This is a genomic window from Pantoea sp. DY-5 (assembly GCF_019795955.1).
GTDB lineage: Bacteria > Pseudomonadota > Gammaproteobacteria > Enterobacterales > Enterobacteriaceae > Pantoea > Pantoea leporis.
In genome coordinates, this window is record NZ_JAIMIE010000003.1 from 1 (window position 1) to 13,163 (window position 13,163).

Here is a 13,163-nt window from a genome sequence, read left to right on the forward strand (position 1 = left end):
CTTTTTTCAGCGTTTTCATCCGGCGGGATGAATTTCTTCACTCCCTGCTGAGCCGTCTGCGTTGCCGCTTTGCCGTCTCAGTGGTGGCGCATTATAGGGAGTTATTCGGAGCTGACAAGTGCAAATTCCAAGTTTTTTGCTGTTCGCTTAAAATTTGCGCAAAAGGCCAGTTTTCAGGCCTTTATGATGCGTGCTGGCAGCTCTGCCAGACTATTAATCACCCAATCCGCTGCAGCTTCACCTTCTGCCGTTACCGGCTTGCCGCTACGCACCAGCACTTTGGTACCCACACCCGCAGCTAACGCCGCCTGCATATCTTCTATTTTGTCGCCTACCATATAAGAAGAAGCCATATCGATATCCAGATGCTGCTGCGCGGAGAGCAACATGCCAGGCTGCGGCTTACGGCAATCACACTGCTGGCGATACGCTTCTACCGTGGCATCTGGCAAATGCGGACAGAAATAGATGCCATCCAAATCAACATCACGATCGGCCAGCGACCAATCCATCCATTCTGTGAGTTGCATAAACTGGTCTTCGGTAAACATGCCACGCGCAATGCCCGACTGGTTAGTCACCAGTACCAGCGCATAGCCCATCTTCTTTAACGCCTGTAGCGCTTCGATGGTGCCATCAATAAATTCGAAATTATCGATTTCATGAACATAGCCGTGATCAACATTCAATGTGCCATCACGATCAAGAAAAATAGCCGGGACTTTGTTCGCCACGTAGAAACTCCTGCTGAAAATGTGTCGCTAAGTATCGCATGATTGCGTATAGCGAGAGAATGGCAGTTTGAATGACTTCCATTGATTTAGCCGTCTGGATGCCTTAACATCCATCCAAATTTCGCACAGCCCTGCTGAGTGAAGCCCGATACACCACGGACTATGCAACACGACAATAAATAAACTAATGATTAAACTCGAAAATATCACCAAAGTGTTCCAGCAAGGCTCACGCACCATTCAGGCGCTGTCCAACGTCAGCCTGCACGTGCCTGCTGGACAGATCTATGGCGTCATCGGTTCCTCTGGAGCCGGTAAAAGTACCCTGATTCGCTGCGTCAATCTGCTGGAGCGCCCAACCTCCGGACGCGTGCTGGTTGATGGCCAGGAATTAACCACCCTTTCTTCTGGTCAATTGACGCTGGCACGCCGCCAGATTGGCATGATTTTCCAGCACTTTAATCTGATGAACTCCCGCACCGTCTCCGGTAACGTGGCGCTGCCATTAGAGTTAGGCAATCTTTCGCGCGAACAGATAAAGAAGCGCGTTAGCGAATTGCTGGATCTGGTGGGATTATCAGACAAGCATGATAGCTGGCCAGCGAATCTCTCTGGCGGACAAAAGCAGCGTGTTGCAATTGCCCGCGCACTGGCGAGCAATCCTAAGGTGCTGCTGTGTGATGAAGCTACCAGCGCACTGGATCCTGCAACCACGCGTTCAATTCTGGAGCTGCTTAAGGACATTAACCGTCGTCTGGGCATTACCATTCTGTTGATCACCCATGAAATGGATGTGGTGAAACGCATCTGCGATCAGGTTGCGGTGATCAGCAATGGTGAGTTAATTGAAAAAGATAGCGTGAGCGAAGTGTTTTCGCATCCGAAAACGCCGCTGGCGCAACAATTCATTCAATCGACGCTGCATCTGGATATCCCCGACGACTACCAGCAACGCATGGCGCCACAGCCAACAGCTGATAGCGTGCCGCTGCTGCGTCTGGAGTTCACCGGCAAATCGGTGGATGCTCCGCTACTGTCAGAATCGGCTCGACGCTTTAACGTTAATAACAACATCATCAGTGCGCAGATGGATTACGCCGGCGGCGTGAAGTTCGGCATCATGCTGGCTGAGATGGATGGCAGTGAAACAGATACACAAGCCGCGATTGCCTGGCTGAAAGAAAATCATGTGAAAGTAGAGGTGTTGGGTTATGTCTGAAGCGATGATGTGGTTACTGACGCGTGGCGTCTGGGAAACGCTGATGATGACCTTCGTCTCTGGTTTCTTTGGTTTTGTCCTCGGTCTTCCGATTGGCGTGCTGCTGTATGTGACGCGTCCCGGCCAGATTCTGGCCAACAACGCGCTTTATCGCGTGCTGTCCGCGCTGGTGAATATCTTCCGTTCGATTCCGTTCATTATCCTGCTGGTATGGATGATTCCATTCACCCGCGCCATTGTCGGCACCTCGATTGGCCTGCAAGCCGCGATTGTGCCGCTAACCATCGGCGCCGCGCCGTTTATTGCACGTATGGTGGAAAACGCCCTGCTGGAACTGCCAACCGGATTGATCGAAGCATCTCGCGCCATGGGCGCCACGCCGCTGCAGATCGTGCGTAAAGTCCTGCTGCCGGAAGCGCTGCCAGGTCTGGTGAATGCCGCTACAATTACCCTGATTACGCTGGTTGGCTACTCCGCAATGGGCGGAGCGGTTGGCGCAGGCGGTTTGGGCCAGATTGGCTATCAATACGGGTACATTGGCTATAACGCCACCGTAATGAACACCGTGCTGGTTTTGCTGGTTGTGCTGGTCTATTTAATCCAATTCTGTGGCGACCGCATTGTACGTGCTGTGTCCCATAAGTAAGCAAGCAACATCAATAGTCCTCTATTAAGGAAAGGATATGTCTTTTACATTTAAAAAGATTGCCGCTGTGGGTGCTCTGATTGGCGCAATTGCGTTGGCAGGATGCGATCAGAAAGCAAAAGATCCAAACCACATTAAAGTGGGTGTTATTGTCGGCGCTGAACAGCAGGTTGCTGAAACTGCAGTGAAAGTGGCGAAAGAAAAATATGGCCTCGACGTTGAGCTGGTGACCTTTAACGATTACGTGCTGCCAAACGAAGCGCTGAGCAAAGGTGATATTGACGTTAACGCCTTCCAGCACAAGCCGTATCTGGATCAGCAGATCAAAGATCGCGGTTACAAGCTGGCCATCGTAGCCAACACCTTCGTTTACCCAATCGCCGGCTACTCGAAGAAAATCAAATCACTGGATGAACTGCAGGACGGTTCACAGGTTGCTATCCCGAACGATCCAACCAACCTGGGACGTTCACTGCTGCTGCTGCAGAAAGTCGGCCTGATCAAACTGAAAGATGGCGTTGGCCTGCTGCCAACCTCACTGGATATCACTGAGAACCCGAAAAAGCTGAAGATTGTTGAGCTGGAAGCGCCGCAGCTGCCACGTTCACTTGACGATCAGCAGATCGCACTGGCGGTGATCAACACCACGTACGCCAGCCAGATTGGTCTGACGCCAGCGAAAGATGGCATCTTCGTGGAAGACAAAGATTCACCTTACGTGAACCTGATTGTTAGCCGTGAAGACAACAAAGACGCTGAGAACGTGAAGAAGTTTGTGCAGGCTTACCAATCAGACGAAGTGTCTGAAGCGGCCAACAAGATCTTCAACGGCGGCGCAGTGAAAGGCTGGTAATGTTCACCTTTCATACCTTGCAGGGCGGCTTCGGCCGCCCTTTCTTTTGCCATAAATTGCACCTGACTTGTTATTTATTGTCGTCCTTGTTTCAATAACGCCACTTTTTTATTACTTGAGGATGTTGCCATGCGTTTTTTACCGCTCTGCTTGTTAGCATTGATGCTAACCGGGTGTGTGCGCGAATATCACCCGATAAGCAGTGCTCCTTCTCGTCCGCAACAGGCATCCAGCGAACCACAACGTAAACCGACTCCACGTCCCGCGCCGGTGAAGATCTACACCGATGCGACCGATCTGGTCAGCAACCCGTTCCGCGATTTGGGCGAAGTCTCCGCTGAAGATTGCCAGAGCAGCAGCCAGGATTCGCCTCCTAACATCAACACCGCGCGCAAGCGCCTGCAGATTCGCGCAGCCGGCATGAAAGCCAACGCCGTCCTGCTGCATAAGTGCGAAATTGTCACCAGCACGCCGGGATGCTATCGCCAGGCCATTTGCCAGGGCTCCGCACTGAAAGTATCGAATCAATGAGTGAGTTTGCCTTTGCGCAAATCGGCGTAATTCGTTCGCCGTGGAAAGAGAAGTTTGCCGTCCCGCGCCAGCCCGGTCTGGTGCAGGATGGCGGCGGCGAGCTGCATCTGCTACCACCTTACAATCAGCCGGAAGCGGTGCGCGGGCTGGAAGCGTTTAGTCATTTGTGGGTGCTGTTTGTGTTCCACCAAACGATGGAAGGTGGCTGGCGTCCGACCGTGCGTCCCCCGCGCCTCGGTGGCAATGCGCGTATGGGCGTGTTTGCCACCCGTTCAACCTTCCGCCCCAATCCTATCGGCATGTCGCTGGTTGAGTTAAAAGGCATTCGCTGCGAGAAGCAGCAGGTGATCTTGCAGCTCGGCAGCCTCGATTTAGTCGATGGCACGCCGGTGGTGGATATCAAACCTTATCTGCCGTTCGCCGAAGCGCTGCCTGATGCGCGCGCCGGGTTTGCGCAGGCGGCGCCTGATGCCACCATGCCGGTGCGCTTTTCGCCGCTGGCGCAGAGCCAGCTTCAGCTGCAGCAGAAAACCCATCCGCAGCTAGCGCGTTTCATTAGCGAAGTGCTGGCACAGGATCCGCGCCCGGCTTACCGTAAAGGTGAGACGGAAGATCGTGAATATGCCGCCTGGCTACTCGACTTTAACGTGCGCTGGCGCATTGATGAGGCAGGAACCGAGGTGATCGCCCTCGATCCCCGTTAAAACCCGCTTTTGAGTGATTGATCTCGCTGGTACACTAGCCGCCAGAAAAATTTTGTCAGTTTCCTTCCGTATAACTGGAATCGTAATCAATGCGTACTACTCAATATCTGCTCTCCACTCTGAAGGAGACACCTTCCGATGCAGAAGTGATCAGCCACCAGCTGATGCTGCGCGCCGGCATGATCCGCAAACTGGCTTCCGGTCTCTACACCTGGTTGCCGACCGGGATTCGCGTGTTGCGAAAAGTTGAAAACATCGTGCGTGAAGAGATGAACAACGCCGGTGCGATTGAGATCTCCATGCCGGTTGTCCAGCCTGCCGATCTGTGGGAAGAGAGCGGCCGTTGGGAGCAGTACGGCCCGGAACTGCTGCGCATTAAAGATCGTCACGAGCGTCCCTTCGTGCTGGGTCCAACCCACGAAGAAGTGGTCACCGATTTGATCCGCAACGAGCTGAGCTCTTATAAACAGCTGCCGCTCAATCTGTATCAGATCCAGACCAAATTCCGCGATGAAGTGCGCCCGCGTTTTGGTGTGATGCGTTCACGCGAGTTCATCATGAAAGATGCTTACTCGTTCCACACCACGCAGGAATCGCTGCAGGAAACCTACGACGCGATGTACCGCGCCTACAGCCAGAGCTTCAGCCGTATGGGCCTGGATTTCCGCGCCGTACAAGCTGACACCGGTTCTATCGGCGGCAGCGCATCACATGAATTCCAGGTGCTGGCGCTGAGCGGTGAAGATGACGTGATCTTCTCCAGCGAATCTGATTACGCGGCCAACATTGAGAAAGCCGAAGCCTTAGCGCCGGCTGGCGAGCGTCCGCAGGCCACAGAAGCCATGACGCAGTTCGATACGCCAAACGCCAAAACTATCGCCGAGCTGGTTGAGCAACATCAGTTGCCGATTGAGAAAACCGTTAAGACGCTGTTCGTCAAAGCCACCGAAGAGAGCGGCCACACGCTGGTTGCCCTGCTGCTGCGCGGCGATCATCAGCTGAACGAAATTAAAGCGGAGAAGCTGGATATCGTCGCTGAACCGCTGGAGATGGCGAGCGAAGAACAGATTCGCGCGCTGCTGGGTGCCGGTCCAGGCTCGCTTGGCCCGGTCGGTTTGACCATGCCAGTGATCGCCGATCGTACCGTGGCGAAAACCAGCGACTTCTGCGCTGGCGCGAACATTGATGGCAAGCATTTGAGCGGCATCAACTGGGGACGCGATCTGCCAGAACCTCGTGTGGAAGATATCCGTAACGTAGTGGAAGGCGATCCAAGCCCAGACGGCAAAGGCACGCTGCTGATTAAGCGCGGTATCGAAGTCGGCCACATCTTCCAGCTGGGTACCAAGTATTCCGAAGCGATGAAAGCGGCGGTACAGGGCGAAGATGGTCGTAACCAGGTGATGACCATGGGTTGCTACGGCATTGGTATTACGCGCGTTGTGGCGGCTGCGATTGAGCAGAACAACGACCAGCGCGGTATCATCTGGCCTGCGGCATTGGCACCGTTTGAAGTGGCAATTCTGCCAATGAATATGCACAAATCTTTCCGTGTGCAGCAGTTGGCTGAAGAGCTGTACAACACGCTGCGTGCCAAAGGCATTGACGTGATTCTGGATGACCGTAAAGAGCGTCCAGGCGTGATGTTCGCGGATATGGAGCTGATTGGCGTGCCGCACACCATCGTAATTGGCGATCGTAATCTCGATAACGAAGAGATTGAGTACAAGGCGCGTACCGCCAGCGAGAAGCAGATGATTAAGCAACATGACATCGTCGACTTCCTGGTGAAAGCACTCAACAAGTAACGCTAAAACGCCTCCAGCCGGAGGCGTTTTTTATTGCACCTTTCCGCGCATCGCCTTCACGTTACTGCGCCGCGTTTTACCTTCCAGCCGCCTCACTTTAGAGCCGTGCGTCGGTTTGGTCGCACGCCGCACTTTTTCCACCGTGGTTAACTCCTGAATCAGATTTATCAGCCGCTGCACGGCCGCTTCCCGATTCATTTCCTGGCTGCGATGTTCCTGTGCTTTGATGATCACCACGCCTTCTGCGGTAATCAAATGATGGCTCGCCGCCAGCAGTCGCTCTTTATAAAACGGCGGCAGCGATGAGGCATGAATATCAAATCGCAGGTGAATCGCCGTCGACGTTTTATTCACATGTTGGCCACCGGCACCTTGCGCACGGATGGCACTGAGTTCCACTTCATTATCTGCAAGTGAAAGCGATCGAGACAGCACAATCATCTGTCACCTACCGTTTGGCTCGACGTTGCGTCGCGTAATAACCTGTTCATCAACTTAACCTTTTGTGCGCACGCTGAGTGCATAAGACCAGCGCGAAATGTCACTTTTGCCCATTTGCTTGCATCATTCCCGTGACGACCGGGCTGATTTCGATGAAATTCCTGTGATATAGTCGCCTATCATCCAGAGTATCAACTCTGCTGAGGAGGTGTATGTGCAAAAGTTTTGTGAGTTAGTTCGCCAGAAGTATGCCGAAATTGGTAGCGGCGACCTTGGGTATGTGCCAGACGCCATAGGTTGTGCGTTGAAGGCTCTCAACGATATTGCCGCTGATTCTGCGCTAAACTCTTCTCTCAGGGAACAAGCAGCGTATGCCGCTGCAAACTTATTGGTGAGCGACTATGTTGACGAATGAAGCCTACAAACCCATCAACTGCGATGATTACGACAACCTTGAACTCGCCTGCCAAAAACACTGGACGCTGTCGTTAGAGTTAAAAAACGGCGATCAGCTCAAGGCCAAAGCCGTGGACATGGTCTCACGTAAAAACGTCGAGTACCTTGCCGTCGATCTTTCAGGCGAGACCCGCGAAGTGCGGCTCGACCACATCGCCAGCTTCACACATCCGGAGCTGGGCACCGTCGTCGTCAGCGAAGACGAGTAAAACCTCTCTCGGGCGGGAATCACATCCCGCCCACCTCGCTTAAGGTTTTAACGAACTGTAATACGCCGATAAATCTGCCATATCCTGATCGCTCAATCCCGCTACAAACGCTTTCATCACTTCCGCCTGGCCGCCGCTCCGCTCGCCTTTTTTATAGGCTTGCAGTGAATGTAGCAGATAAGGCGCATGTTGCCCGGCCAGATTGGGATAGAGCGGCACGGCGCTTTTGCCCTCCGCACCGTGACACGCCATACAGCTTGCCGCTTTTTGCGCGCCCGCATTCACATCGCCATCGGCCAACGCCGGCAGCGCCGCAGCGAATAACGCCGCGGCCATCCAAAGTTTCATCATTGCTCTCCATTTTATTGTTGTGGTGACCAGATCGCCTGCCAGCCTTGCTCGTTGCTGGCTGCGCCTTCGCGGGTAACAAACAGCCCCGGCGCGCTAATTAACGTCTGGTTAAAATAAATCAACGGAATACGTTCGCGCTGCCAGGGCGCAACGCCCAGCTCTTGCCACAGCTTCTTCATCTCGCGGCCACCTGCGCGCCCCTGTATATGATAATAACCCTGCGCCTGGAAGCGGATCGTGATCGCTTCATCCGCTGCAGGCTGGCGCAGCTCGGCAATCCACGCATTCGCGTGCAGAGAACCTAAACCAGCGGGTAAATTAAGCGGCTGCGTGCGGTCTTGCCAGGTTAGCAAGTGCTGACTAAGTGAAGGCTGCGGCGTTAGCCAATAGAGTTGCTGGCGATAGCGGCGCAGCTCAAAAGCGCCGAAACGCAAACAAGGTTTGGCATCTTCACGGCTGTTGATGACTTCATCGGTGATGCGTTTCAATGCCTCGCGCGAAGGCATCGCGCCGCCCTGTTGAGCAATCCAGCGGCGTAACAGCGCATGACGCCGCGCTTCGCTCATGTTCATTAACGGCGGGAAGTGCAGCGCGCCCTGCGCATCGCTTAGCTGCGCCAGCTGTTCCGCCAGCAACTCGTCGAGCAGTTGCTCCTGCTCGCCACAGAGTGCGGCGCTGCGCGCGCTGGCGTCGCTGAAGTGTGGCCAGCGCGCCTGCAGCAGCGGCAGCACCTGCTGACGCAGGAAGTTGCGGTCATAGCGGCTATCGGCGTTGCTTTCATCTTCAATCCAGCTCAGATGATGCTCGGCAGCATAGTTTTCCAGCTGCTGACGGCTGACGTCCAGTAACGGACGCAGATGCTGATGTTCACCCACGCTACGCTGCGGCGGCATCGCGGCCAAACCCGCCGGTCCGCTGCCGCGTTTTAACGCCAGCAGCAGCGTTTCCGCCTGATCGTCGAGGTGCTGAGCAGTAAGTAAGTGCTCACCGGGTTGCAGCTGCTGAAACAGCGCCTGATAGCGCGCCTCGCGTGCGGCCGCTTCAATGCCGTTGGCACGGCCATCAACCTGCACATGCAGCACTTCACAGGGAATCTGCCACTGCTGGCAAACTTGCTGGCAATGCAGCGCCCAGCTATCGGCATTCGGGCTGAGACCATGATGGACGTGTAACGCGCGCACGCGCAGCGCTGGCTGCTGACGTTGCCAGCAGACCAATTGATGCAGCAGCGCGGTGGAATCAAGTCCGCCGCTGAACGCCAGCACATAGCCAGCGTCGGGTGCCAGCAGCGAAGCAAGATGAGATAAAGACATGAGCGCGTTCCGTCCGGGCGAGCCACCGAATTGCGGCTCGCGGCGGACGCTAGTTTACGCCTGATACAGCTCCAGCGGCAAACCATCCGGATCGGGGAAGAAAGTGCAGGCTTTACCGGTTAACGCATCGATACGAATCGGCTCGCACGTCACGCCCTTCTCCGCCAGCGCCGCTATTGACTGCTCAACATCCTCAACGCAAAACGCCAGATGACGCAGGCCGCAGGCTTCCGGTCCACTAACGCGTGGCGGCGGCGAGGGGAAAGAGAACAGTTCGATGGTATAAACCCCATTCAGGCCAAGATCGCCTTTCCACGAGTCACGCTCGGCGCGGTAATATTCACCCAACAATTCAAAGCCCAGCACATCACAATAAAACGCCTTACTGCGCTCATAATCGGTGGCAATAATGGCGATGTGATGGATCTGTTTAATTTGCAGCATAGCGACTCCGGTTTTCACACAAGCCGCTTACCCTACGTGGCAAATGCGGCGATGAAAAGAGGTGATTGTCCTAAGTTAGCCTTCGTCATCTTCACGCAATACGCGCACCAGATAACGCCCATCGTCCGTCAACGTCGCACCGTGAATGTCGGTCTCGAAGCCGGGATAGTGCCGGCCGATGGTGCATAGCATCAGCAGAAAATCGAGTACGGAACGGCTCTCTTCGGTGATCATCTCGCCCGGCATCACCACCGGCACGCCAGGCGGATACGGCAGAATCATGTTGGCGGAAATGCGCCCCACCAGCTCGCGAATATCCACCGTTTCCACCTGACCTTTTACCTGGCGCTGAAATGCCTGATGCGGCGTCATCTTTATCTCCGGCAGTACATCGAACGCTTTCAACATCAGGCGCGGCAGATCATGTTGCAGGATCAATTGATGAATACCCTGCGCCAGCGTTTGAATGCGCATGTTGCGGTAGAAGTCGGGATCTTCAGCGTAAAGATCCGGCAGCATATTTTTCACCCGCAGGTTGAGATCGTATGCGCGCTTAAACTCCGTCAGCCCACGCAGCACGCTCATCGCTTTGGTTTTATCGATGCCGATGCTGAACAGGAACAGCAGATTGTACGGCCCGGTTTTCTCCACCACGATGCCGCGTTGATCGAGGAACTTCGCCACCAGCGCGGCTGGAATGCCCTCTTCCGCCATGTTACCCAGCTCGCTCATGCCCGGCGTCAGAATGGTGACTTTGATCGGATCGAGATACATATGATCGCGATCGGCATGGGTGAAACCGTGCCAATCCTCCTCGCCCGGCTGGATCGGCCAGCATTCGGCTTGATCGACCTGCTCCGGCTGCCAGATATCAAAGAACCAGCCGTCAGACTCTTCGCGCAAGCGTTGAATCTCACGACGGAAATGCAGCGCACGTTCAACCGAGCGGTTGATCAGTCGCTTACCCGGATTGCCGCGCAGCATCGCCGCCGCGGTTTCAATCGACGAGACAATCGCGTAGCTCGGCGAGGTGGTGGTGTGCATCATGTAGGCTTCGTTGAAGGTGTGCTCGTCGTAATCGCCTTTGATGTGAATCAGCGAAGCCTGCGAGAACGCCGCTAACAGTTTGTGCGTCGATTGCGTTTCATAAATCACTTTGCCGGGAGTACGATCGCCGCTCATGCCGCTTTTACCGGCATAGATCGGATGGAAATTGGTGTACGGCACCCACGCAGAATCAAAGTGGATCGATGGCACATCCAGCGTCTGTTTGATGAACTGCGTGTTGTACAGCAGGCCATCATAGGTTGAGTTGGTGATTACCGCATGCACCGGCCAGCTGGCACGCGGCGTGGCGTTGACCTTTTGCTGGATGCTGTCACGCGTAAACTCGCGCTGTGGAATGCCGCCCAGAATGCCCAGTGCGTTGCGCGTCGGTTTCAGCCAGATTGGGATGATGTCGCTCATCATCAGCAAATGGGTCAGCGATTTATGGCAGTTACGGTCAATCAGCACCGTGCTACCCGCAGGCGCCGCATACATGCCGACGATTTTATTCGAGGTCGAGGTGCCGTTAGTCACCATGTAGCTTTGCTCAGCGCCAAAGGTGCGAGCAACGTACTCCTCCGCTTCCAGATGCGGGCCGGTGTGATCGAGCAATGAACCCAATTCCGTGACCGAGATCGAGACATCCGCTTTTAAGGTGTTCGAGCCAAAGAAGTCATAAAACAGGCTGCCCACCGGACTTTTCTGGAAAGCGCTGCCGCCCATGTGACCCGGCGTGCAAAAGGTGTATTTGCCCTCTTTGACGTAGGTGAACAACGCTTTAGTTAGCGGCGGCGTGATGTTATCGATGTACTCATCGGTGTACTGACGAATATGCAGCGCGATGTCATCGGCAGCGCTCAGGGCATACTCGAAGAAGTGCAGCGCCATGCGCATCTCGTTGATGCTGACATCCATCTGCGAATGGGTGTTGATGAAGGCATAGAGCGGCAGATATTCATTAAGCTGATTGATGTCGCTACACAGCGCCAGACTGTAATCGTCCCAGTCAAAAATCACACCGCAGATACGCGGATTGTGTTCAATCAACTTCAGCAGGTCGCTGGCATTATTGGGGTAAACGGTTTGGAAGCCTTGCAGCTTGAGGGCAGCATCCAGTTCGCGAATAGGCTCATCTTTGTAGAAAGCGCCGTGCGGTCCCATGATCGCAATAATATTCAATGCTCACCTCCTGTGGTGTTGTGGCACTGAATAAGGATAGCGAAAAGCGCGCGCGGATAAACCTGGAATGCTCTGCTGTTGAGCTTCATAGCGCTTTGGGTTGTGTGCTGAGGCCAGAAAAGGTCGCCATTAATGGCGACCCTACGGAAGACGGTGCGGTTTTGTAGGGGCGCCATTTATGGCGACCAATGCGAAATTACCGATCAGCAGACATAAAAAAAGCGGACCGGGGTCCGCTTCTTGCTTAGCTCTGATGTATCAAGCGTAGCCGTAGTTCATCAGGCGCTGATAGCGACGGTTGAGCAACTCTTCGGTGCTCAGCACATCGAGATCGGCCAGATCGGCCAGCAGTTGCTGCTTAAGAGAAGCCGCCATATCTACCGGCTGACGATGCGCGCCGCCCAGCGGCTCAGGAATGATGGAATCGATCAGCTTCAGCTCTTTCAGACGCTCAGCTGTGATACCCATCGCTTCGGCAGCCAGCGGAGCTTTGTCGGCGCTTTTCCACAGGATCGACGCACAACCTTCCGGTGAAATCACCGAATAGGTGCTGTACTGCAGCATGTTGACTTTATCACCCACGCCGATTGCCAGCGCACCACCGGAACCGCCTTCGCCGATTACGGTACAAATTACCGGAATTTTCAGGCCAGACATTTCACGCAGGTTGCGTGCGATCGCTTCTGACTGACCGCGCTCTTCTGCACCCACGCCCGGATAAGCTCCCGGCGTATCGATGAAGGTGATCAGCGGCATCTTAAAGCGTTCAGCCATTTCCATCAGACGCAGCGCTTTGCGATAGCCTTCTGGTGCCGGCATACCGAAGTTACGACGAATTTTCTCTTTGGTTTCGCGACCTTTCTGATGACCAATGATCATCACTGGACGACCGTCAAGACGGGCAATACCGCCGACAATCGCTTTATCATCGGCATAAGCACGATCGCCAGCCAGTTCGTCGAAATCATCAAACGCGTTGCGGATATAGTCCAGTGTATAAGGACGCAGCGGATGACGCGCGAGTTGCGCCACTTGCCATGCGCCTAAATCGGAGAAGATTTTACGGGTCAGCTCAACGCTTTTTTCGCGTAAACGCTGCACTTCCTCATCCAAATTAATATCGTGTTTCTCATCCGAACGGCCAATCGATTTTAACGAGTCGATTTTCGCTTCAAGCTCTGCGATTGGCTGTTCAAAATCCAGGTAATTAAGACTCATAATGTTCCTG

Annotated in this window: 15 protein-coding genes; 8 read left to right on the forward strand and 7 right to left on the reverse strand. The window is 54.4% G+C overall.

The window, feature by feature from the left end; translation table 11 throughout:
- Positions 1–173: 173 nt before the first annotated feature.
- Complete coding sequence (gene gmhB, locus K5Y30_RS11100) at positions 174–734, reverse strand: D-glycero-beta-D-manno-heptose 1,7-bisphosphate 7-phosphatase (RefSeq protein ID WP_222211421.1); 561 nt, start codon at positions 732–734, stop codon at positions 174–176.
- Between the two features lie 187 nt (positions 735–921).
- On the opposite strand from gmhB, the gene metN reads away from it, so the two are divergent.
- The 6 genes from metN (at position 922) to proS (ending at position 6,495) form a co-directional block, all read left to right on the forward strand.
- Positions 922–1,953, forward strand: a complete 1,032-nt coding sequence (metN, locus tag K5Y30_RS11105; RefSeq protein ID WP_101762027.1) for a methionine ABC transporter ATP-binding protein MetN — start codon at positions 922–924, stop codon at positions 1,951–1,953.
- Entirely contained in the window at positions 1,946–2,599 is a 654-nt protein-coding gene (locus K5Y30_RS11110; protein WP_222185308.1) for a methionine ABC transporter permease MetI, read from the forward strand. Before metN ends, K5Y30_RS11110 begins: the two co-directional genes overlap by 8 nt.
- 37 nt (positions 2,600–2,636) lie before the next feature.
- Positions 2,637–3,452 (forward strand): MetQ/NlpA family lipoprotein, encoded by an 816-nt coding sequence (locus K5Y30_RS11115; RefSeq protein WP_110867582.1) that lies wholly within the window; start codon positions 2,637–2,639, stop codon positions 3,450–3,452.
- A 129-nt stretch (positions 3,453–3,581) separates the two neighbouring features.
- Positions 3,582–3,983, forward strand: coding sequence for an Rcs stress response system protein RcsF (gene rcsF / locus K5Y30_RS11120; RefSeq protein WP_101762030.1), 402 nt, complete (start codon positions 3,582–3,584; stop codon positions 3,981–3,983).
- Complete coding sequence (gene tsaA / locus K5Y30_RS11125) at positions 3,980–4,687, forward strand: tRNA (N6-threonylcarbamoyladenosine(37)-N6)-methyltransferase TrmO (protein WP_192235639.1); 708 nt, start codon at positions 3,980–3,982, stop codon at positions 4,685–4,687. Before rcsF ends, tsaA begins: the two co-directional genes overlap by 4 nt.
- An 89-nt stretch (positions 4,688–4,776) precedes the next feature.
- A complete protein-coding gene (gene proS, locus K5Y30_RS11130; protein ID WP_222211423.1) occupies positions 4,777–6,495 on the forward strand; it encodes a proline--tRNA ligase in 1,719 nt (572 codons plus the stop codon).
- A gap of 30 nt (positions 6,496–6,525) precedes the next feature.
- Here the strand turns inward: proS and arfB are convergent, their stop codons facing one another.
- Positions 6,526–6,936, reverse strand: coding sequence for an alternative ribosome rescue aminoacyl-tRNA hydrolase ArfB (arfB, locus tag K5Y30_RS11135; protein WP_154154056.1), 411 nt, complete (start codon positions 6,934–6,936; stop codon positions 6,526–6,528).
- 214 nt (positions 6,937–7,150) lie between these two features.
- Here arfB and K5Y30_RS11140 point away from each other — a divergent pair, with 214 nt between their 5' ends.
- Together K5Y30_RS11140 and rof are read left to right on the forward strand one after the other, a co-directional pair.
- Positions 7,151–7,351 (forward strand): YaeP family protein, encoded by a 201-nt coding sequence (locus K5Y30_RS11140; RefSeq protein WP_222211425.1) that lies wholly within the window; start codon positions 7,151–7,153, stop codon positions 7,349–7,351.
- Positions 7,338–7,601, forward strand: a complete 264-nt coding sequence (rof, locus tag K5Y30_RS11145; protein ID WP_101762034.1) for a Rho-binding antiterminator — start codon at positions 7,338–7,340, stop codon at positions 7,599–7,601. The genes K5Y30_RS11140 and rof overlap by 14 nt, the downstream gene beginning before the upstream one ends.
- 39 nt (positions 7,602–7,640) lie before the next feature.
- On the opposite strand, the gene K5Y30_RS11150 is transcribed toward rof, so the two are convergent.
- The 5 genes from K5Y30_RS11150 to accA all read right to left on the reverse strand — a co-directional run bounded on the left by K5Y30_RS11150 (position 7,641) and on the right by accA (position 13,153).
- Positions 7,641–7,949 carry a cytochrome c gene (locus K5Y30_RS11150; RefSeq protein WP_101762035.1) on the reverse strand — a complete coding sequence of 103 codons (309 nt, stop codon included), beginning with the start codon at positions 7,947–7,949 and terminating at the stop codon, positions 7,641–7,643.
- 14 nt (positions 7,950–7,963) lie between these two features.
- Positions 7,964–9,265, reverse strand: a complete 1,302-nt coding sequence (tilS, locus tag K5Y30_RS11155) for a tRNA lysidine(34) synthetase TilS (RefSeq protein WP_222211427.1) — start codon at positions 9,263–9,265, stop codon at positions 7,964–7,966.
- 54 nt (positions 9,266–9,319) lie between these two features.
- Entirely contained in the window at positions 9,320–9,709 is a 390-nt protein-coding gene (locus K5Y30_RS11160) for a VOC family protein (protein ID WP_222211429.1), read from the reverse strand.
- Positions 9,710–9,784: 75 nt separating this feature from the next.
- On the reverse strand, positions 9,785–11,935 hold the full coding sequence (locus tag K5Y30_RS11165) for a lysine decarboxylase LdcC (protein ID WP_222211431.1): 2,151 nt from the start codon (positions 11,933–11,935) through the stop codon (positions 9,785–9,787).
- Positions 11,936–12,193: 258 nt separating this feature from the next.
- Positions 12,194–13,153 carry an acetyl-CoA carboxylase carboxyl transferase subunit alpha gene (gene accA / locus K5Y30_RS11170; protein ID WP_101762038.1) on the reverse strand — a complete coding sequence of 320 codons (960 nt, stop codon included), beginning with the start codon at positions 13,151–13,153 and terminating at the stop codon, positions 12,194–12,196.
- Positions 13,154–13,163 lie beyond the last annotated feature (10 nt).